The following is a 19,472-nucleotide window of genomic DNA, read 5'->3' as shown; positions in this document are numbered from 1 at the left end:
GCCGTATTGCGTCCGCAGTAGCAAAAACAAGGGAAAATCGTGCGCTTCCAGATAAAAATCACCAAATCTCGGCCATCCAAGCTCAATTTCAGCAGCCAGGTCGCCTCAAGTCCGACAGGCTGCTAGAGCGATGTTTGGGCCACCATTTGAAGAGGATTGGAGAGTCAGTTGATCTGTTGCATAATCGTTTTTGAGCAATATGTGTTTATTGCAATCGATTTCACGCAATTTTAACCTGATATATACTGAACCATTATTTGCGTAATCGTTTTTGAGCAAACAAAAACAGCATTCTCTGGAGACGCCGCATGAGCGGATTACCGACAGATTTGATTGGCGCTGCCTGGCTGGCGCAGACCTACGGTGTAATGCCGCTGGGCAAGCCGCCCGTGATCAGTCAGATCGGAGGGCGGCGTGCGACTCAGGTCGACAACGGCTTTCGTTCAGAAGTCTATACCGAGGCCATGCGGCCAGCGATGGAGCCAGCGGCACACCTGCAGTTTCACCTTCGTCACGAGGTGCCTCATCTGGAATTCCTCGCTCGCCTCTTCGAGCGAAGCGGTCCGGATTTCGTTCAGGCTTGGGTCATGGCGGAACCGACCGGCCAGTATGCCCGTCGCGCTGCCTTCCTGTACGAATGGCTGACAGGTGAGACGCTGGTGGTGCCGGAACGGATGGGGGGAAATTACGTCGATGCCATTGACGACGCCAAGCTGGTGGCGGCCTCACCCGAGCGGGTCGTCAAGGTGCAGCGCTGGCGGGTGAATGACAATCTGCCGGGGACGCGGAGTTTTTGCCCCATGGTGGTCAAGACCGACGCGGTGAATCTGGCTGCCAGTCTCGACGTGCCGCGCCTGTTTGGTGAACTGACCGCCGAGTTTGGCGAAGACCTGCTGCTGCGGGCAGCCGTCTGGATGACGCTGCGGGAGAGCAAGGCAAGCTTTGCCATCGAAGGCGAAGCCGATCAGGCCGGGCGGGTGCAGCGTTTCGCGGAGGTGATGGCGCGGCGTACCGGTCAGGGAGATTTGCCGTTCAGCGATGCCGCATTGGCTGAGTTGCAGCAGGAAATTCTGGGCAGGCGGACAACGATCTCCCATTTCGGGATGCGCCAGTCCCCAGTGTTCGTCGGTGAGACGATACGCTTCCAGGAGGTCGTCCACTACGTGGCGCCTCCAGCTGACGAGATCGCTGCGATGCTGGACGGGCTGCGGACATTCCTTGAAAGAACGCAAGGACAGTCGCCCACGATGCGTAGCGCCGTGGCGGCTTTCGGCTTCGTCTACATCCACCCGCTGGCCGACGGCAATGGTCGTGTGCATCGGTTTCTGGTCAACGACATCTTGCGCCGCGATGGCGTGATTCCGGCGCCGGTGATTCTGCCCGTATCTGCCGTCATCACGGACGACTCCGGGGAGCGGCGCGGCTATGACCGGGTGCTGGATGAAGTATCCAAGCCCTTGATACAGGCCGTGCGGGAGCAGATCGTGTTCGAGTCGGTGCGGACCACCTACCCGGATGGCGTGGTGTCGAATTTCGCCTTCCACGGTGCCGAACAGGCCAGGCCGCTATGGCGTTATCCCGATCTGGGGCCTCATGTGGTCTTCCTTTCCAACGTCATCGGGCGGACCCTGACCGAACAGATGCGCGAAGAGTCGCGTTACCTGCGCAGCCATGCCCGGGCACGCGCCGCACTCAAGGAAGTTGTCGAGATGCCGGACCTGCAGGCAGACAGGGTGTTGCGCTCGATTGAACAGAACCGTGGCGAACTCAGCAATGTGCTTGCCAGGGAAATGCCTGTGTTGAAGCAGCCTGGCGTGTGGGCTGAAATCGTCGAGGCCGTCAGTCGGGCGTTTCAGGACTAGCTCAGGATCTGGCCACAGCACGCATGTCAATCGTGCTCCCAGGTCAAGATCAGCACTAGCCAAAACGGCGCCTCGCAAGGCGCCGTTTTCATTTTCCGATCAGTGGCTTACTGCGCGATCGCCTCGATTGCGATGTCGATGCGCACATCGTCGCCGACGTAGGGCGCGTACTTGCCGGCGTTGAATTCGGAGCGCTTGATCACGGTCCAGGCGTTGGCGCCGATGACGTTCTTCTTCAGCATCGGATGCGGCGCCGCCTTGAAGTCGGTGACGGTCAGCGTTACCGGCTTGGTGACGCCTTTGATCGTCAGCTGGCCTTCGATTTTGGCCGGCTTGTCGCCGTCGAAGACGACCTTGGTCGACTTGAAGGTGGCGGTCGGGAACTTGGCAGTGTCGAGGAAATCCTCGCCCTGGATGTGTTCGTTGAAGGTGGCGTAGCCGGTATCGACGGATTTTGCGTCGATCACGATGTCGACCGTGCCGGTTTTCGCAGCAGCGTCATAGACGACTTTGCCGCTGGTGCTGTTGAAGCGCGAGAGCTGGGTCGAGTAGCCAAAGTGGCTGTACGAGAAGCGCGGGAAGGTGTGGGTGCCGTCGACCGTGTAGGTTTCCGGCGCGGCGAGGACAGGGCTGGCGGCGGCGAGGGCGAGGACGAGGCTGGCGAGTTGCTTTTTCATGGGTTTTCTCCTTGGGGTTGAGGGTTACTTGCCGCTGGCGGCGATACGGAACTTGAGGCGGACGTCGTTGGCGACGATGTCGAACTTGGCCCAGCTGCCTTCACCGATGGCAAAATCGGCGCGGCGCAGCGTGAAGGCGCCTTCGAAGACGCCGCCGGTGCCCTGCGCGGTGAAGGTGGCGGGGACGATCACATCCTGGGTGCGGCCCTTGATCGTCAGCTTGCCGGCGACTTCGTAGCGGTTGCCACCGATTGCCTTGACGCCGCTGGAAACGAAGCGGGCGACCGGGAAGGCGGCGGTGTTGAACCACGGCTTGCCGGCGACTTCGGCGTCGCCTTCCGGGGCGCCGGTGTCGACGCTGGCCAGCTCGACGTCGAAGCTGACGCGGGCGGCGGTCGGCTTGGCCGGGTCGAAGGAGAGCTGGCCGGAAAACTTGCGGAACTGGCCGTCGACTGCGACGCCCATCTGCTGGTAGGTAAAGGCGACGCTGCTCTTGGCCGGCAGCACCTGGTTGTATTCGACAGCGCTGGCGTTCAGCGGCGACAGCGCTGCGAGCAGGGCGAGGGTGGGGAGGGTGCGTTTCATGTTATTTCTCCGTGGGGCGGGCGGGCAGCATCCGGGTCAGGATGTCGTCGCGGTCGATGAAGTGGTGTTTGAGGGCGGCGGCGACGTGGCCGACGAGGATCAGGACGAAGAGCACAGCCAGCGTTGCATGCACGTTCTGCAGCAGGTCGCCCAGCGCCTTGTCCTTGGCCAGCAGGTCGGGGATCGGCAACAGGCCGAACCAGACGGTCTGGAAACCCTTGGCCGAACTCATCAGCCAGCCGGACAGCGGCATCGCCAGCATCAGCCCGTAGAGCGCCAGGTGGCCGCCGTGCGCCGCCAGTTGCAGCGGCTTCGGCATGCTCGCCGGCAGGGGTGGCGGGCGGTGCCCGGCGCGCCAGGCGAGGCGGACGAGGACGAGCAGGAAGGCGATGACGCCGGCCCACTTGTGCCAGGAATAGAGCTTCAGTTTGTCGGGCGACAGCGGCAGGTCCTGCATGTAGAAGCCGAGGGCGAGCAGGCCGATGATGAGGACTGCCATGACCCAGTGCAGGGATTTGGCGGTGGCGGTGTAGTGGTTTTTCATGGTCAAGCTCCTTGACGGGGCAAAAACTGATAAGCATCCATCGCCAGCACGTAGTCGTCGATGCCGGCATGGAAACGTTCGTAGTCGGCGTCATCGCCGGCGGCGGCGAGGGCGACGAAGAGCGGCAGCAGGTGCTCCTCGGTCGGTTGCGCCTGAACGGCGCCGGGGGCTAGCTGGCGATAGTCGAGCAGGGCGTCGCGATTGCCGGCTGCCAGTTGCGCGTCGAGCCAGTCGGCGAATTCGCGCACGTAAGCCGGCGTCTGGCCGCCAGCGGCGTAGGCGCGCTGGAAGTCGCGCAGGTTGTGGGTGATGTTGCCCGAGGCGACGACCAGGAAGCCGCGCCCGACCAGCGGCGCCAATGCTCGGCCTAGTTGCCAGGCCTGTTGAGGCCCGCCGCGGCTCTGCAGCGACAGCGGAATGACCGGGATCTGTGCGTCCGGGAACATCAGGCGCAGCGGCACCCAGGCGCCGTGGTCGAGGCCACGGTTGCGGTCGATGTCGACCGCCAGGCCGGCGGCCGTCAGTGCGGTGGCGACTTCAGTGGCGGCCTCGGGGCAGCCGCTGGCCGGGTAGTTCAGCGCGTACAGTTCGCGCGGAAAGCCCCAGAAATCGTGGATGGTTTCCAGCCGCTTTGCGCTGCCGACGGTGGCGACGGCGGTATCCCAGTGCGGGCTGACGACGATGATCGCCCGCGGCAAGGGCAGCGTTGCCGCGTGGCGGGCCAGCGCGGCGCCGGCGGCGCCCGGCTGGAGCGCGAAGGTCGGCGCACCGTGCGGAACGAAAAGCGTGGGAAGCGATGTGTTCATGGCGATGACTCCTGTGCGATGGACGTACTTTATTCGCCATCGTTCGAGCGAAATAGCCGACAATGCGCAAATAATTATTGCTGGAGTTGCAACAATGGATCGTCTCGATGCGATGCGCCTGTTCGTCCGGGTCGCCGAACTCGGCAGTTTTTCCGCCGTCGCCCAGCAGCTTGACGTCGCCCGTTCGGTGGTGACGCGCCAGGTTGCCGGGTTGGAGAGTCGCCTCGGCGTCAAGCTGATGGCGCGCAGCACGCGGCGGCTGTCGCTGACCGCCGCCGGCGCCGCCTACCTGGAGAAATGCCGGGTCATTCTCAACCTGGTCGAGGCGGCGGAAAGCGAATTGAGCGATGAAAACCAGGCTCCGCGCGGTCATCTGCGCGTCAGCGTGCCGCTCAGTTTCGGCCTCAATCGGGTGGCACCGCTCCTGCTCGACTTCGCCCGGCGCTACCCGGAGGTGACGCTGGACATGGACTACAGTGACCGCCCGGTGAAACTGATTGAAGAGGGGATTGACCTCTCGCTACGTATCACGCGCCAGTTGGCCGGTGGCGATGTCGCCCGCCGCATCGGCAGCATCCGCCTGCACGCGGTAGCGGCGCCGGATTACCTGGCCCGCCACGGCCGGCCGCGCCATCCGGGCGAATTGTTGCACCACGAATGCCTTGCCTACGCGGCAGGTGGCAATACCCAGCAATGGCTGTTCACGGTTGACGGTCAGTTACGGGCATTTCCCGTGCGCAGCCGGATCCAGGCCAACAATGGCGATGTGCTGGTCGAGGCGGCGGCGCAAGGCCTGGGCATTACGCTGCAGCCGGATTTCATCGTCGAGGCGGCGCTCGCCGCCGGCCGCATCGAGACCGTGCTGGAGGATTTTCCGCAACCGGAACTCGGCATTTACGCACTGCTTCCCGGCAACCGCCATGTGCCGCACCGGGTCCGCGTGCTGATGGACTACCTGGCTGGCGGATTCAGACCGTTGGTGGCGCCTTGATCCCATTGCGCACGAAGCTGACGATCAGCGTGATCACCGTCAGCGGCAATACGTAACCCAGCATCGCCGACGAGAATGCCGGCAGGCTGGCGTGCTGCGTTGCCGAAAGCACCAGATAGAGCGTGTAGGCGATGTAGTAGGCGAGGAAGACGCCGCCTTCCCAGCGTGCGATTTCGCGGCCGGTTACAACGATGGGCAGGCAGGCGAAGGCGACCGCGAGCATGACCCAAAGATCGAAATTGCGCGCCGCTTCCGAGACAACGATGCCGCCGTCGGCGATCAGGCTGGAGAAGCCGAGAACTGCGAAGATGTTGAAGATGTTGCTGCCGACGACGTTGCCGACAGCAATATCGCGTTCGCCGCGCCAGGCGGCGACCAGCGAGGTGGCGATTTCCGGCATCGAGGTGCCGACCGCGACCACGGTCAGGCCGATGACGAGGTCGCTGACGCCGAAGGCTCGGGCGACCGCGACTGCCGCATCGACCAGCCAGTCGGCACCAAGGACAAGCAAACCAAGCCCGCCGGCAACCAGCAGCAACTGGACGCTCCAGTGCGCGTCCCAGCGGCTGGTGGTATCAGGCATTTCGTCGGCGAATTCGGCTTCGACCGCCTTGCTGGCCCGGCGCGACTGGACGACCAGGAAAATCGTGTAGGCAATCACCAGCGCGAACAGTAGCGCACCCTCGCCACGGCTCAGGCCGCCGTCGAGCGCCAGGACCAGGAAGAGCAGGCTGGCGCCGACCATGATCGGGATTTCCTGGCGGATCAGTTGTTCATTCACCGCCAGCGGCACGATCAGCGCCGACAGGCCGAGGATCAGCAGGACGTTGGCGATGTTGCTGCCGACCACGTTGCCGATCGCCAGATCACCGGCACCGCTCAGTGCGGCGCCGGCGGAAACCGCCATTTCGGGGGCGCTGGTGCCGAAGGCGACGATGGTCAGGCCGACGACCAGCGGCGAGATGCCGAAGGTCAGCGCCAGACGGGCGGCGCCGCGAACCATCAGTTCGGCGCCCAGGGTCAGGGCGGCGAGGCCGAGGATGAAAAACAGGAGATGTTCCAACATGGGTCTGGTCTGTGCAAAAAGGCGCCGGAAAGCTGGCGAAGTGGCTGCGGTATACTACGCCCCCGCTTTGCCGCCGCGCCTCGGACAATGACTTCGGAAAATCCTGCTGACTCCTCATTTCCCGCTCTGGGCGACGAATATTTCATGCGCGAGGCGATCTCGCTGGCGCAGGCCGCCGAATGTCTGGGCGAAGTCCCGGTCGGCGCGGTCGTTGTCCTTGATGGAAAGATCGTCGGCCGCGGCTTCAACTCGCCGATCGGCGAACACGACCCGACCGCCCACGCCGAGATTGCTGCTCTGCGCGATGCCGCCCGCAACCTCGGCAACTACCGTCTCCCCGGTTGCGAACTCTATGTGACGCTCGAGCCCTGCGCGATGTGCGCCGGGGCGATCATGCATGCGCGGATCAGCCGGGTCATCTACGGCGCCCGCGATGCCAAGACCGGCGTCCACGGCAGTGTCGTCGACCTGTTCGGCGTCGAGCGCCTGAACCACCATGCGACGGTCGAGGGGGGCGTGCTCGCCGACGAATGCAGCCGCCTGCTGTCCGCCTTCTTTGCCGGTCGCCGCCGGAAAGCGCCATGAAGCTGCTGGTTTCGATTGCCCGCCAGGCGCTGCAGATTCTCGACGAGAATGGCGCTGTGTTGCGCGAATACCCGGTGTCGACCGCCAAGGCCGGGGTCGGTGAAATCTCCGGCAGCTTTCAGACGCCACGCGGTCGCCACATCATCCGCGCCAAGATCGGCGCCGGCATGCCGGCCAACACGGTTTTCGTCCGCCGCCGGCCGACCGGCGAAATCTGGACGCCGCAACTCGCCGAACAATTCCCCGGGCGGGACTGGATCCTCACCCGCATCCTCTGGCTATCCGGCTGCCAACCCGGTCACAACCGCCTCGGCTGCGTCGATACCATGCGCCGCTACGTCTATATCCACGGCTCGCCGGACAACGCGGAAATGGGGGTTCCCGGATCGCATGGCTGCGTGCGCATGCGCAACGCCGACATCGTCGAGTTGTTCGACTACGTGCCCTGCTATTCTGAAGTTGAAATCACTGAAGATTGAATCACTTGTCCGTCAGAGTTAAAGTTTTTCTCGAACATCGTGATTGATCCGTCCTTGCCGCGCAGCAGCACACTCGAGGCGCGCGTGCCGTAATCCGCAGACTGCACGAAGACCGCCGAAAGCAGACGCTCCCAGGGTAGGGGTACGCCGGTGGCGGGCAAGCTTTCATCGGGCTCGATGGCCCGATCGGCGAGCAGCTCGAAGCAGGCATCGGGATCGGGCAGATGGCCGAGCGCTGCGGCAAAGTGCTGGCGGGCCTTGAGTAGTTTGGGCCAGGGCGTGTCGAGGCGATGGTTCGACACGCCGTAGATGCCGGGTGCCAGCGGGCGTGGTTCGGCGTCGCGGTTGGAGAGGTAGAGCAAGCTGTCGTTGTCGGCGAGCAGCAGGTTGAAGCCGGCGTAATCGTCGAGGACGAGGTTGGCCGCGTAGTCGGCGGGCGAGCTGGCCGACCGCAGGAACTCTGCCGTCAGGGCGCCGCGCGAGCGTCGGCCGGACGGTTGGCTTGGTTCGCGAACATTGGTGACGGCGGCGAAGTGGCCGCTGCGCGTTGCGCCCAGCCAGGTGCCACCGGCTTCGAGGTCGCGGCCGCCGAGAATGTCCGGCTCTCCTGGCCAGAAGCCGGCAGCGGCGCTTGGCCGGGCATGAAACTCGTCACGATTGGCGGCGACTACCAGCGGATAATCGGCATGCACCCGCCAGCCGACGACGATCAGGCACATGCCCGGCGCTCAGGCCGGATTGACGGCGATCGCCGAGACCGGTTCCCCTTCGCGCGAGCCGAGCCGCAGGTTGGCCGCGAAATTGGACTGCACGACGGCCAGCGCGACGTGGCCGCCAGTCGCCGACGGCGCCGCGGTCATCACCTTGCCGGCCGCCTGTTCCAGGTTGTCGGGCGAGAACAGGTCGTCGCCGGCTTTGAGCGGCACGTCGGCGCTGAGACGGTAGAGATGGCGCTTGACCTTGCCCAGGTACTGGGTGCGGGCGACGACTTCCTGGCCCGGGTAGCAGCCCTTGTGGAAGCTGACGCCGCCGATCTTCTCGAAGTCGGCCATCTGCGGCACGAATTCTTCCTTGGTCGCCAGCGTCACCAGCGGGAAGGCGGCCTGCACGTCGAGCCAGCGCCAGGCCGGCACGCCGGCCGGTCGCGCCTTGCCGCCGAGCTGCTGCCAGAGCGCCGGGGCGGCAGCGAGCGGGGCGGCGACGATGTAGCGCTGGGGTTCAATTTGCAGGACGGTGACGTTGCCGCTGACGGCGATTGCCAGCGGCGCTTCGGGCAAGGCCAGACCGGCGTCGCCCAGCGCCTCGCCGGCCTGGGCGCCGGCCAGGCCGAGCAGTACCGTGTCGTCGCCGGCAGCGAGTTTGACCTTGTCGCGCAGCACGAACATCTGCAGCCGCTTGCGCGTGGCTTCCAGGAGGTCGGCGGCAAGCACCATGTCGTAGCGGCCGGCACTGTGCCAGACGACGAAACTGGCCTGCATCCGCCCCTTGGCGGTGCACCAGCCGGCGTGCTGCGCCTTGCCGTCGGCCAGGTGGTTGATGTCGTTGGTCAGCTGGTTGTGCAGGAAGCGTTTGGCATCTTCGCCTTCGGCGCTGAGCAGGGCGAGGTGGGTGAGGGGAACGAGAACGGTCTGCCGGCCGGCGGCAAGTAGTTCGCCGGAAGCGTCGCCAAAGTCGAGAACGTCGGTCGCGTCGGCGGCGAAGTTCGCTTCGGCCGATTCGAGAAAGCTGCGCCAGTTGGGATTCATGGGGGGCTCCTTGAGGTTTGGGCTATTATATCGCCCGTTTTGCCAGCCGCCCGATGCGCCTTGCCGTGCGGTTTCCGACCGGCAAGACCCGATTTCCGCCCGCGAGTTCCCATGCGTTTCGTGTTTCGCCTTGTCGCCCTGTTTCTGCTCGCCGCCGCTGCGATTGTTGCCGCCTTCGTCTGGTGGGCGAATCGGCCGCTTGATCTGCCTGGCGAGGCCGTCGAATTCCGGGTGGCGCCCGGTAGCAGCCTGCACGGAACGATCCAGCAGATCAACGCGGCCGGCATCCCGCTGCAGGCCGATCTATTCAAACTGCTGGCCCGCTGGCAGGGCAAGGTCAATGCGATCAAGGCCGGCAGTTATGCTACCGACAGCGGCGAGACGCCGCTCACGCTCCTCGTCAAACTGGTTGAGGGCCGGGTCAGCCAGGCCAGCGTCACGCTGGTCGAAGGTTGGACTTTCCGCCAGTTCCGGGCACGGCTTGACGCCCATCCGGCGCTGCGCCACGACAGCCGCACGCTCGACGAAGCCGCGATCAGTGCCCGCCTCGGTCTGCCCTGGCGGCAGCTCGAAGGCCGGCTGTTGCCGGATACTTACCTGTTCGACAAGGAATCCAGCGATCTCGAGGTGATCGCCCGGGCTGCCGCCGCGATGCAGAAGCAACTCGGCGCCGCCTGGGCCGGGCGGCCCGCCGGCCTGCCTTACCGTTCGCCGGATGAGGCGCTGATCATGGCGTCGATCATCGAAAAGGAAACCGGACGCCCGGAAGACCGTCCCCATGTCGCTGCCGTCTTCATCAACCGTCTGCGCCAAGGCATGCGCCTGCAGACCGATCCGACGGTGATCTACGGCCTGGGCGAGAATTTCGACGGCAATCTGCGCAAGAGCCATCTGCAGACCGACACCCCGTACAATACCTACACCCGCGCCGGCCTGCCGCCGACGCCGATCGCGATGCCAGGCCCGGCCTCGCTGCGTGCCGCGTTCCAGCCGGCGGCCAGCGATGCCTTGTATTTCGTCGCGCGCGGCGACGGCAGCAGCCATTTTTCGCGGACGCTCGACGAGCACAACCGGGCGGTCAACCGTTATCAGCGAGGCGGCAAATGAGGGGCAAGTTCATCACTTTCGAAGGCATCGACGGTGCCGGCAAGAGCAGTCACGTCGAGTGGCTGGCCGAGTACCTGCGTCGCCAGGGGCGCGTCGTCCAGGTGACGCGTGAGCCCGGTGGCACCCCGCTCGGCGAGCGGCTGCGGGAATTGCTGCTCAACGAGACCATGCATCTGGAGACGGAAACCCTGCTGATGTTCGCCGCCCGCCGCGAACACCTGGCTAGCCGTATCGAACCGGCGCTGGCGCGCGGCGAGTGGGTGATCTGTGACCGCTTCAGCGACGCCACCTGGGCCTATCAGGGCGGCGGTCGCGGGCTCGACAAGAGCAAGTTCCTGGCGCTGGAGCACTGGGTCCATGAGCACCTGCAACCCGACCTGACGCTGCTCTTCGACCTGCCGCTGGAAGTGGCGCGCGAGCGCATCGTTCTAGCCAACCGGGTGCTCGACAAATTCGAACAGGAAAGGGCGGACTTCCACGAACGGGTGCGTCAGGCCTATCTCGAGCGGGCACATGCCCATCCTGCTCGGATGCGAGTGATTCAAGCCGACAATACGCTGGAAAATATTCGTGAAAAACTTGAAGAAATCGTTTCAACACTATGTTGATAAATGTTTTTGATCTACACAAAGAGATTTGGTCCAGCCTTTTGGCGCGGCGGGATAGGTTGCCGCACGCCTTGTTGCTGATCGGTCAGAAAGGCCTAGGCAAGTACGCTCTGGCCCGCGAATTTGCCGCCGCGCTGTTGTGCGAGAGCGGCGCGCCGGACGGTCGGGCATGCGGTGGCTGCCTGGCGTGCAACTGGTTCGCCCTGGGCAACCACCCCGACTTCCGCTTGTTGCAACCGGATGCGTTGAGCGAGGAAGTGGCGGCAGAGGAGGGAAAGAAGAAGCCGAGCCAGCAGATCACCATCGACCAAGTGCGCGAGCTCGACGAGTTTCTCGGCGTTGGCAGTCACCGTGGAGGATTGAGTATTGTCCTGGTCAATCCGGCGGAAGCGATGAACCGGAATGCCGCGAACTCGATCTTGAAAACACTTGAAGAACCACCGCCAAATACCTTGTTTTTATTGGTTTCAAGTGATCCATCCCGGCTTTTGCCGACGATCCGCAGCCGTTGTCAGTCGATACCTTTCGTCACGCCGTCACGCGAAACCGCGACACGCATTCTCGGTGCCGCCGGCCTGCGCGACGCCGAACGCTGGCTGGCGATCAGCGGCGGTTCGCCGCGGCTGGCCCTGGAACTGGCGGAATCCGGGCAGGTCGCCTGGCTCGACCGACTGGCGACGAATCTCGCTGCTGGTGGCAAGGCCGATGCGCTGGCTTGTGCAGCCGAACTCGACAAGGCGATCAAGGACAGCAAGGGCGGCTTGCAACTCAAGCAGATTGTCGAGGCCCTGCAGAAATGGACAGTCGATCTGACGCTGGCCGGGAACGGCTTGCCAATCAGATATTTTCTGGCACAGCAGTCCCAAATATCAGCGCTCGCTGCTATGATTCCGCCTGTGCGTCTGATCCATCAGTACCGGGACATGAACCAGCGTCGCCGCGAGGCGGAACAGCCTCTCAACGCACGACTGTTTCTGGAAAGTGTCTTTTTGGACTATCGAGCCATGTTTAGCCGTTGATCCAGGATGAGCGAAGTCAAACCCGTACCGCAACGTCCCAGCGTCCTGTCGCTGAACATCAATTCAAAGTCCGCTCTTTATGCCGCATTCATGCCGCATCTGCGCAATGGCGGCATCTTCATTCCGACGACGCGCGTCTATGCGTTGGGCGATGAAGTCTTCATGCTGCTTTCCCTGATGGATGATCCCACCAAGCTGCCGATCGCCGGCTCGGTAATCTGGGTGACGCCGGCCGGTGCCCAGAACGGTCGGGCGCAAGGTATCGGCGTGCATTTCAATGATGATGAAAGCGGCCAAGAGGCACGGCGCAAGATCGAAGGCCTGCTCGGCGGCGTCCTGCAATCGGCTCGCCCGACGCATACCCTGTAACACGCGATGCTGGTCGATTCCCATTGCCACCTGGATTTTCCGGGGCTGAGCGAACGTCTTCCCGAAGTGCTGGCGACAATGCGCGAGGCCGGAGTTGGCGCGGCAATGACGATCGGCGTCAATCTCGAAGACCTGCCTGCCGTGCTGGCTGTCGCCGAACAAGCCGACAACCTTTATGCCTCGGTCGGCGTACATCCCGAATACACCGATTGTCAGGAGCCCGATGCCGCCACACTGGTGACGCTGGCACAGCATCCGAAGGTGCTGGCGATCGGTGAGACCGGTCTTGATTACTACTGGCACAAGGATCGCCCGGAATGGCAGCGGCGACGCTTCCGCTCCCATATCCAGGCGGCCCGCGCCTGCGGCAAGCCGCTGGTTGTGCATACCAGAGAGTCGGCCGAAGACACCATACGACTCTTGCGCGAAGAAGGTGCGGAAGCGGTTGGCGGCGTCATGCACTGCTTTACCGAAAACTGGGAGATCGCCAGTCAGGCGCTGGATATCGGCTTCCATCTGTCCTTCTCTGGCATCGTCACCTTCAAGAATGCGGCCGTCGTCAAGGAAGTCGCCAGCCGTTGCCCGCTGGATCGCCTGCTGGTCGAAACCGATGCGCCGTATCTGGCGCCGGCGCCCTACCGTGGCAAGCCGAATCAGCCCGCTTACGTCCGTTACGTGGCCGAGGAAATTGCCCGCTTGCGCGACCTTTCTTTCGAGGATGTTGCCGACGCCAGCACCGAGAACTTCATCCGGTTGTTCAAGCCGGGGCTTCCTGAGCGATGGAATTCATGAAAAAACATCTGCTGATCCTGCTCCTTGCCACAGCTCCTTTCCGTGTCGTGGCGGGAACCTATGACGATCTCGTGCATGGCGCACAAATGGGCGATACGGCCGCGATCCGGCCGCTGCTGGCGCGGGGCGCCTCGGTGGATACCACCGACGGCGAAGGCAACACCCTGTTGATGCTGGCGGCGCGGGACGGGCATGAGGAACTGGCCCGGTTGCTGATCGATTACCGCGCCAAATTGAATGCCCGCAATGCGGCGGGCGACACGGCTCTGGCCATGGCGGCCTTGCGCGGTCAGCGTAAGATTGTCGAGATATTGGTTACGGCAGGGGCTTCGCAGACCGTTCCGGGATGGCCGCCGCTGGTATATGCGGCGTTCGGTGGTCACCAGGAAGTCGTGGCTTACCTGCTGGAAAAGGGGGCTGACATCAACGTCAGTAGCGAGGGCGGCATGACGGCCTTGATGGCCGCTGCCCGCAACGGTCACTTGACGGTCGTGCGGGCCTTGCTGGCCAGCGGTGCAGATCTGGAAAGGCGCACCGATCGCGGGGACAGCGCGCTGGATATCGCCCAACGCACCGGCAACAGCGAAATCGCCACCTTGCTCATGGCGGCGCGCAAGCCCCGCTAGCACATTTCAGGGCAGGGTGATGGTCAGGGTTGGCGCTCTTGGCGCCAACTGGACGATGTCCTGGAAGGGGGCCAGTTGTTCCTCGACCTGCTTCCCGGCATGCCAGGCCATGCCGGCATAGGCGGCGACTCCAAAAAGAGCGAGCACGGAGTTGATTACCCAGAGCGGCACATCGCGCTTGATGGTGTTGCTGATGCTGTCGGGGGCCGCCCAATGCGGAGCGAAAGCTGCTGCACGTCCCTTGATGTGGGCGATTTGTTCGCCGAGCTGGGCCACCAGGTACTTCAGTTTCTCCGGCCCCTCAAGCAGGTAGCGCCCTTTGAAACCGGTCAGCAGGCACATGTGAAAGACCTCGAGCGCCTGGATGCGTGCCGCACCGTTATTGCGGGCGATTTCCAGACGATCGAAGAAGTGCTCGCCGGCAAGTTGGTCTCCGAACAATTCCAGTTGCAGCGGACGGCGTTCCCAGGTGTCGCGGATGTTCATCTTGGATGTCAGCACTGCTTCGTCGACCGCCGCGCATAGCGCGTACTTGGCATCGAAGACATCGTCAGCACTGAAGTTCCGCTTGCGCGCCGTGCGCTCGAAATCCTCAAGAAACTGCCGGATACTGGACGAAAACGCGTTCGCATCGGTCGGCACGCTACGGCCGCGGAGCAGGATCAGCAGGTAAAAGCCATCGTAGAGGAGGTCGACGAGATTCTTTCCCTGGCTTTCCTGTTGCAGATACTCTGCTTGTGGGTGGCTGGTTGGTGAGAGCGAGAGCAGGCTGGGGGCTGGATTCATGGCGTGACGGCAATCAGTTCGAGATTCAGTTCTCGGTAGCTTTCCGGTACGTAGATCATCACCGATTGGGCTTTGAGCATTCGTTCATACAAGGCGCCATGGGCATCGAGCGCGAAATAGCAGGCGCCGGGACGAACTGGAATGGGCGCCGGTACTTGCGCCGCGTGGCTCAGACGAACCCCGGACATGGCAGAAAGCACGAGTTTTTCCACATCGTCGGGCGCGCCGACCTTCAAGCGTAGCGGCACCGATTCGATGATTTCCGATTGCGGATGGGCGGCGGAAACCGAAATGTAAAAGGCGGTATCGCTGTTGATGCGTTCCGAATCAAGATGTCCGGCATAAAACGCTGGCTTGGGCTGGCTCAGGGCGATGGCAAAATAACGTGTCGAGATGACGGTGTCGAGCAACTCGCGCACGATCGCGTCGAGGCGCCAGAAAGCCGGGCCGGGCTGCGCATGGTCGTAGGTTGGCAGATCGTTGAGTGTGTGGGTCTTGGAAAATGTCATCAAACCGCCGGCGAGACGCAGCAATTCCTGGAAGAGGCGTTCCGGAGCGGTTTCGGTGTTGCGGAAAAGATGCGTCAGTGCCGCGCAGGCGCTGCTGGCCGTATGCAGCAGCCAGAACGAGGCGATATCGCCGGAGCGGAATTCGATCACATGGCGCGATGGTTCGCGATGAAAACCGTATAGCGCATCGACCTTTGCCAGCAGCGCATCGATCTGCCGACGCAGCATCTGCAGCAGGCTGGGCGCGCTACGCAAACTGAGCGAAGGCGGAAGGAAGGAAGGGTCGATCTCGAAACCGTTGCTGGCGGTGCGCTTGATCCGGGTGGCGGGCAGCGTCTGATACTGGTCGCGCGGTTCGTTGGCTGACTTGACCCGGCAGATTTTGCTCAGGGTAGTGACTTCGGCCTCCGCGGCGTCCGTGAACAGGTCCGCCGCCTCCAGCGGCAGCGAGAGGTAACGGGCCTGACTAGCGTTTTCCTGATTCTCGGCGGTATTGCCGCCATGTGGATTGAGATGATGCAGGGCCAGGTAAAATTCAACGTTTCCATCTTCGGTCACCGCATCGGCGAGCGCCAGCGGGGGCGGTAGCTGATCGATTTCTGGAGCGATCAGCGAATCGCCGTTGGCGAACAACACGTCGACACGATTGAAGCGCAGAACGCCGTTCTTCAAGGCGTCGCGGTCAATTTCCAACTCCCGGATGCCCCAGGCGTAGGGGTTCGCGGAAAGCAGCACTTGTCTTGCCGTGGTATTCCAGTGCAGGTCCTGCAACTGAAAATGTTGGGGGCGAAGGAATAATCCCTCACCCCAGAGCAACTGTGCTCCGTTCATTCCATATCCTTCAGGTCAGCCATTGCAGCGCATTTCGGGCAGCGAGCGAACCGATTCGGCGCTGATGTCGTTGACGAGAATCCCCTCCTTCAAACTCAGGGCGCAAGCATGTGCGGTGGCGATGATGCCGTCGGAAACCGATTCCTGCGCGTCTAGGGCAATTCGCCAGCGGTTCGGGGAGGGCGAGCGATACATGCCGACGATGGCCAGGGTTCTGGCATCGCTGGGTATCTTAAGACTAAGGTCATAAGATTTTCCCGGAATCAGTACCACTTCGCGCGTCGAGATGAGATCGTCGCCGAAAATGGTTGCCTCCGATGTGCTTTCCGATAATTCGGTGTAGCTGAGGCTTCTCAATCGCTCAGGGGAGCGCAGGACGTAAATCTTGGCCACCAGTGACATCGGAACGCCTTCGCTGGTCTGGTTGAGCGTCTTGTCGGCGACCAGTTTTACCGCGATGTCACGCGGGCGACCGTCGCGCTTGATCAATCCGCCGGCTTCAAGGACGGCGCCAATTGCGGCGCCGGCGACCTGAACGCCGGAGGTGGCGCAACCGGTCAGGTTTGTAGCCAGGAGTGCGGCCGCGAGGAGAGCGCCGACTCTTGGCCTCTTCGATAGATGCGATTCATATTTGATGTCAAAAAACAACAATGGCATATATGCATACGTGTTGATTTTTCCGGAGGCGTTAATGTACTATGCCTCCTTGTTTCAGGCAAACCCATCGGCATTACTTGTCATGACAAATACAAAGCCGGCTTTCAGATGGAGCGACCATGACCAGCCCCGCAAGGCTCATTTTTTCTGTAACCCTCTGTGCCACAGTCTTTTTTGGTGGATGCGCGACAGCCCCGACCGCTTCCAGCGACGAGCAGTTTTCCGAGTTGATGATGCAGACCGAGATTCGGGCTTCTGAATCGATCGAGAACGGTAACAAGGACGACGCCGTTCGCATCGTCAGCGAGTTGGTGGCTGCCAATCCAGGGCGCAAGGAACCGTGGATCAGGATTGCCAAGATTCATTTCGACGCGACCGACTATGCCGAAGCCATCGTCGCTGCCGACGAAGCCCTGAAGATCGATAACAACGACCGTACCGCAAAGAGCATCCGTGCGGTATCCGGGCTGCGGGTTGCCGCGCAGTCGCTGGCCGATTTGCGCAATGACGCCGAACTCAAGGGCAATGCCCGCGCCGATGCAGCCGGTCTGGCGATGACCATGCGCGACATTCTTGGCGAAGACGTCCTGGTTCCCCCAGCTGAGCTCGAAGCCAGAAAGCGTCGTGAAGCCCGGGCCAGAAGAGAAGCAGCGATTGCTTCGCGTCAGAGGAACGTTCGGGCCGAGCCGCAACAACCGGCCAGAGAAACGCAGGCGACCGCGACTGGCAATCCTTTTGGGAATCTGAAGTAGAGGGTAGGGGGGCGCCGGTCGCCACGGACCGGTAAGCCGAGGCATTTTTCGATCCATCGGGAGAAATTTGTGGCAAAGAAAGAAAGCGTCCAGAAGCGTCTGCAAAAGGTCAGGCCGCCGCGTGTACAACTCACTTACGATGTCGAAATCGGCGACGCCGTCGAGGTCAAGGAGATTCCCTTCGTTGTTGGGGTGCTGGGCGATTTTGCCGCTCAGAGCAAGACCCCACAGGGGCGGGTGCGCGACCGCAAGTTCGTCAATATCGATCTCGACAACTTCGATGACGTGATGACTGGCATGGCACCGCGGGCGGCCTATCGGGTCAAGAATCGTCTGTCCCCGGAAGGCGGGGAGATTGGTGTCGATCTCGAATTCCAGAAGTTCGAGGACTTTCGTCCAGAAGCTGTAGTGCAGCAGGTTGAGCCCCTGCGCAAGTTGCAGGAAGCACGCTCCAAGTTGGCCGATCTGCGCAACAAGCTGGCCGGCAACGAGAAACTCGAGGATCTGCTCAGCGACGTCCTGAGCAATACCGAACAACTGCACGAACTGGACAACGACGGGGGCGAAAAATGAGCATGCAGCAGGCAGTAGCCCAACCGGCCGCCCAGGTGCAGCCGGGAATTCTCGATCAGATCATCGCCGAAAGTCGTGTCGCCCAATCCGACCAGGAGCGTCATCGGGCCCGCGACATCATCAGCGAACTGGTTCGCCAGGTCTTGCAGGGCGAAGTGGTCGTCTCGGAAAACCTCGCCGCGTCGCTCGACGCGCGGGTTGCCGAACTTGATCGGCTGATTTCCGAACAGCTCAGCGAGGTCATGCACGCGCCGGAATTCCAGGCACTGGAAAGCGCCTGGACCGGCTTGCACTACCTGTGCAAGCAAACCTCGACCGGGGAGATGATGAAAATCAAACTTCTCAACGTCGGCAAGCGGGAACTGGTCAAAGATTTCAAGACGGCGATCGACTTCGATCAGAGCGCGTTGTTCAAGAAGGTCTACGAAGAAGAATTCGGTACTTTCGGCGGTGCTCCTTTTGGCGCCCTAGTAGGTCAATACGAACTGAATCGCCAGGCCGAGGACATGTACTTCATCGAGCAGATGTCGCATATCGCGGCGGCAGCTCACGCGCCTTTTGTCGCGGCCGCCTCGCCGCAGCTCTTTGGTCTGGACAGTTTCACCGACCTGAGCAAGCCGCGCGACATGTCGAAGGTATTCGATACTGTCGAATACGCCAAATGGAAGTCGTTCCGGGAATCCGAGGATTCGCGTTATGTCGGGCTGGCGCTGCCGCGCTTCCTCGGGCGCCTGCCGTTCAATCCGATCGACGGTGAAGTGACCGAGGGCTTCAACTTCGTCGAGGAAGTCGATGGCACGAATCACGACAAGTACCTCTGGTGCAATGCCGCCTTTGCCTTTGCCGCAAGGCTGACCTCGGCTTTTGAAAACTACGGCTGGTGCGCAGCCATCCGTGGTGTCGAAGGCGGTGGCCTGGTCGAGGATCTGCCGACGCACACCTTCCGGACTGACGATGGCGAGGTCGCGCTGAAGTGCCCGACCGAGGTTTCGATCACCGACCGCCGGGAAAAGGAGTTGAGTGATCTCGGGTTCATTCCGCTGGTGCATTGCAAGAATACCGATTATGCGGCCTTCTTCGGGGCTCAGTCGACGCAGAGGCCCAGAAAGTACGATACCGACTCTGCCAACGCCAATGCTTCGCTCTCGGCACAGTTGCAGTACATGTTTGCGGTTTCACGCATCGCCCACTACATGAAGGCAATGATGCGCGACAAGATTGGTAGCTTCGCCTCAGCGGCGAACGTGCAGAACTATCTGCAGCGCTGGGTCGATCAGTACGTGACCGCGGACGATTCCGCGTCGCAGGAAACCAAGGCGCAATTTCCGTTGCGCGAAGCTTCGATCGAGGTTGCAGAAGTTCCGGGTCGCCCCGGCGTCTACCGGGCAGTAGCGTTCATCAGGCCGCATTTCCAGCTTGATGAGCTTTCCGTTTCATTGCGTTTGGTCGCCGAGTTGCCGCAGTCTGGCAAGGCCTGATCTTGTCTTTGTTTTTAACCAAGGA

The 19,472-nt window shown here is 62.3% G+C and carries 24 protein-coding genes; 14 read left to right on the top strand and 10 right to left on the bottom strand.

The features are described 5' to 3' along the window. Together ACLIIZ_RS09190 and ACLIIZ_RS09185 are read left to right on the top strand one after the other, a co-directional pair. On the top strand, positions 1-194 hold a 194-nt coding region (locus ACLIIZ_RS09190), incomplete at its 5' end, for a hypothetical protein (protein WP_416691792.1). A gap of 114 nt (positions 195-308) precedes the next feature. Continuing rightward, positions 309-1,862: a Fic family protein gene (locus ACLIIZ_RS09185; RefSeq protein ID WP_416691791.1), complete on the top strand. Its 1,554-nt coding sequence runs from the start codon at positions 309-311 to the stop codon at positions 1,860-1,862. Between the two features lie 107 nt (positions 1,863-1,969). On the opposite strand, the gene ACLIIZ_RS09180 is transcribed toward ACLIIZ_RS09185, so the two are convergent. The 4 genes from ACLIIZ_RS09180 to ACLIIZ_RS09165 are packed head-to-tail and all read right to left on the bottom strand — an operon-like array spanning position 1,970 to position 4,474. Then, positions 1,970-2,539 carry a YceI family protein gene (locus tag ACLIIZ_RS09180; RefSeq protein WP_416691789.1) on the bottom strand — a complete coding sequence of 190 codons (570 nt, stop codon included), beginning with the start codon at positions 2,537-2,539 and terminating at the stop codon, positions 1,970-1,972. 24 nt (positions 2,540-2,563) lie between these two features. Beyond that, a complete protein-coding gene (locus ACLIIZ_RS09175; RefSeq protein WP_416691788.1) occupies positions 2,564-3,124 on the bottom strand; it encodes a YceI family protein in 561 nt (186 codons plus the stop codon). 1 nt (position 3,125) lies between these two features. Beyond that, positions 3,126-3,668: a cytochrome b gene (locus ACLIIZ_RS09170; protein WP_416691786.1), complete on the bottom strand. Its 543-nt coding sequence runs from the start codon at positions 3,666-3,668 to the stop codon at positions 3,126-3,128. 2 nt (positions 3,669-3,670) lie between these two features. Continuing rightward, positions 3,671-4,474, bottom strand: a complete 804-nt coding sequence (locus tag ACLIIZ_RS09165; RefSeq protein WP_416691785.1) for a DODA-type extradiol aromatic ring-opening family dioxygenase — start codon at positions 4,472-4,474, stop codon at positions 3,671-3,673. Between the two features lie 94 nt (positions 4,475-4,568). Between ACLIIZ_RS09165 and ACLIIZ_RS09160 the strand changes: the two genes are divergently transcribed. Next, the gene (locus tag ACLIIZ_RS09160) at positions 4,569-5,465 is read left to right on the top strand and encodes a LysR family transcriptional regulator (RefSeq protein ID WP_416691784.1); all 897 of its coding nucleotides are present in this window, start codon (positions 4,569-4,571) and stop codon (positions 5,463-5,465) included. Here ACLIIZ_RS09160 and ACLIIZ_RS09155 read toward each other — a convergent pair. Then, positions 5,443-6,531 carry a calcium/sodium antiporter gene (locus ACLIIZ_RS09155; RefSeq protein WP_416691783.1) on the bottom strand — a complete coding sequence of 363 codons (1,089 nt, stop codon included), beginning with the start codon at positions 6,529-6,531 and terminating at the stop codon, positions 5,443-5,445. The two genes, ACLIIZ_RS09160 and ACLIIZ_RS09155, sit on opposite strands and share 23 nt — an antisense overlap. Before the next feature lie 126 nt (positions 6,532-6,657). Here ACLIIZ_RS09155 and tadA point away from each other — a divergent pair, with 126 nt between their 5' ends. After that, positions 6,658-7,116, top strand: coding sequence for a tRNA adenosine(34) deaminase TadA (gene tadA, locus ACLIIZ_RS09150; protein ID WP_416691798.1), 459 nt, complete (start codon positions 6,658-6,660; stop codon positions 7,114-7,116). Continuing rightward, positions 7,113-7,595 (top strand): L,D-transpeptidase family protein, encoded by a 483-nt coding sequence (locus ACLIIZ_RS09145; RefSeq protein ID WP_416691782.1) that lies wholly within the window; start codon positions 7,113-7,115, stop codon positions 7,593-7,595. Before tadA ends, ACLIIZ_RS09145 begins: the two co-directional genes overlap by 4 nt. On the opposite strand, the gene ACLIIZ_RS09140 is transcribed toward ACLIIZ_RS09145, so the two are convergent. Then, a complete protein-coding gene (locus tag ACLIIZ_RS09140) occupies positions 7,565-8,314 on the bottom strand; it encodes an NRDE family protein (protein ID WP_416691781.1) in 750 nt (249 codons plus the stop codon). The two genes, ACLIIZ_RS09145 and ACLIIZ_RS09140, sit on opposite strands and share 31 nt — an antisense overlap. A 9-nt stretch (positions 8,315-8,323) precedes the next feature. Beyond that, positions 8,324-9,340: a CAF17-like 4Fe-4S cluster assembly/insertion protein YgfZ gene (gene ygfZ, locus ACLIIZ_RS09135; RefSeq protein WP_416691780.1), complete on the bottom strand. Its 1,017-nt coding sequence runs from the start codon at positions 9,338-9,340 to the stop codon at positions 8,324-8,326. 111 nt (positions 9,341-9,451) lie between these two features. On the opposite strand from ygfZ, the gene mltG reads away from it, so the two are divergent. From mltG to ACLIIZ_RS09105, 6 genes are read left to right on the top strand one after another with little or no spacing between them, the layout of a single operon-like run. Then, entirely contained in the window at positions 9,452-10,447 is a 996-nt protein-coding gene (gene mltG / locus ACLIIZ_RS09130) for an endolytic transglycosylase MltG (protein ID WP_416691779.1), read from the top strand. Beyond that, on the top strand, positions 10,444-11,055 hold the full coding sequence (tmk, locus tag ACLIIZ_RS09125) for a dTMP kinase (protein WP_416691778.1): 612 nt from the start codon (positions 10,444-10,446) through the stop codon (positions 11,053-11,055). Before mltG ends, tmk begins: the two co-directional genes overlap by 4 nt. Continuing rightward, a complete protein-coding gene (gene holB / locus ACLIIZ_RS09120) occupies positions 11,049-12,074 on the top strand; it encodes a DNA polymerase III subunit delta' (protein ID WP_416691777.1) in 1,026 nt (341 codons plus the stop codon). Before tmk ends, holB begins: the two co-directional genes overlap by 7 nt. Before the next feature lie 6 nt (positions 12,075-12,080). Continuing rightward, positions 12,081-12,443: a PilZ domain-containing protein gene (locus tag ACLIIZ_RS09115; RefSeq protein WP_374328503.1), complete on the top strand. Its 363-nt coding sequence runs from the start codon at positions 12,081-12,083 to the stop codon at positions 12,441-12,443. 6 nt (positions 12,444-12,449) lie between these two features. After that, the gene (locus ACLIIZ_RS09110) at positions 12,450-13,235 is read left to right on the top strand and encodes a TatD family hydrolase (protein WP_416691776.1); all 786 of its coding nucleotides are present in this window, start codon (positions 12,450-12,452) and stop codon (positions 13,233-13,235) included. Beyond that, entirely contained in the window at positions 13,232-13,861 is a 630-nt protein-coding gene (locus tag ACLIIZ_RS09105; RefSeq protein ID WP_416691775.1) for an ankyrin repeat domain-containing protein, read from the top strand. Before ACLIIZ_RS09110 ends, ACLIIZ_RS09105 begins: the two co-directional genes overlap by 4 nt. Positions 13,862-13,867: 6 nt before the next feature. Here ACLIIZ_RS09105 and icmH read toward each other — a convergent pair whose 3' ends face one another. Genes icmH through tssJ form a run of 3 tightly spaced genes read right to left on the bottom strand, consistent with a single transcriptional unit; the run spans position 13,868 to position 16,644 of the window. Further along, positions 13,868-14,647, bottom strand: a complete 780-nt coding sequence (gene icmH, locus ACLIIZ_RS09100) for a type IVB secretion system protein IcmH/DotU (protein ID WP_416691774.1) — start codon at positions 14,645-14,647, stop codon at positions 13,868-13,870. Further along, a complete protein-coding gene (tssK, locus tag ACLIIZ_RS09095) occupies positions 14,644-15,987 on the bottom strand; it encodes a type VI secretion system baseplate subunit TssK (RefSeq protein ID WP_416691773.1) in 1,344 nt (447 codons plus the stop codon). The genes icmH and tssK overlap by 4 nt, the downstream gene beginning before the upstream one ends. 15 nt (positions 15,988-16,002) lie before the next feature. Further along, positions 16,003-16,644 carry a type VI secretion system lipoprotein TssJ gene (tssJ, locus tag ACLIIZ_RS09090; protein WP_416691772.1) on the bottom strand — a complete coding sequence of 214 codons (642 nt, stop codon included), beginning with the start codon at positions 16,642-16,644 and terminating at the stop codon, positions 16,003-16,005. 119 nt (positions 16,645-16,763) lie between these two features. Here tssJ and ACLIIZ_RS09085 point away from each other — a divergent pair, with 119 nt between their 5' ends. The 3 genes from ACLIIZ_RS09085 (at position 16,764) to tssC (ending at position 19,447) form a co-directional block, all read left to right on the top strand. Then, positions 16,764-17,396, top strand: coding sequence for a tetratricopeptide repeat protein (locus tag ACLIIZ_RS09085; protein ID WP_416691771.1), 633 nt, complete (start codon positions 16,764-16,766; stop codon positions 17,394-17,396). A 69-nt stretch (positions 17,397-17,465) separates the two neighbouring features. Next, the gene (gene tssB, locus ACLIIZ_RS09080) at positions 17,466-17,969 is read left to right on the top strand and encodes a type VI secretion system contractile sheath small subunit (protein WP_416691770.1); all 504 of its coding nucleotides are present in this window, start codon (positions 17,466-17,468) and stop codon (positions 17,967-17,969) included. Continuing rightward, positions 17,966-19,447: a type VI secretion system contractile sheath large subunit gene (gene tssC / locus ACLIIZ_RS09075; RefSeq protein WP_416691769.1), complete on the top strand. Its 1,482-nt coding sequence runs from the start codon at positions 17,966-17,968 to the stop codon at positions 19,445-19,447. The genes tssB and tssC overlap by 4 nt, the downstream gene beginning before the upstream one ends. Positions 19,448-19,472 lie beyond the last annotated feature (25 nt).

This window comes from Azonexus caeni, assembly GCF_048146105.1.
Lineage (GTDB): Bacteria > Pseudomonadota > Gammaproteobacteria > Burkholderiales > Rhodocyclaceae > Azonexus > Azonexus aromaticus_B.
The sequence above is the reverse complement of the archived record's forward strand: the minus strand, read 5'-3'. Positions and strand labels throughout refer to the sequence as shown.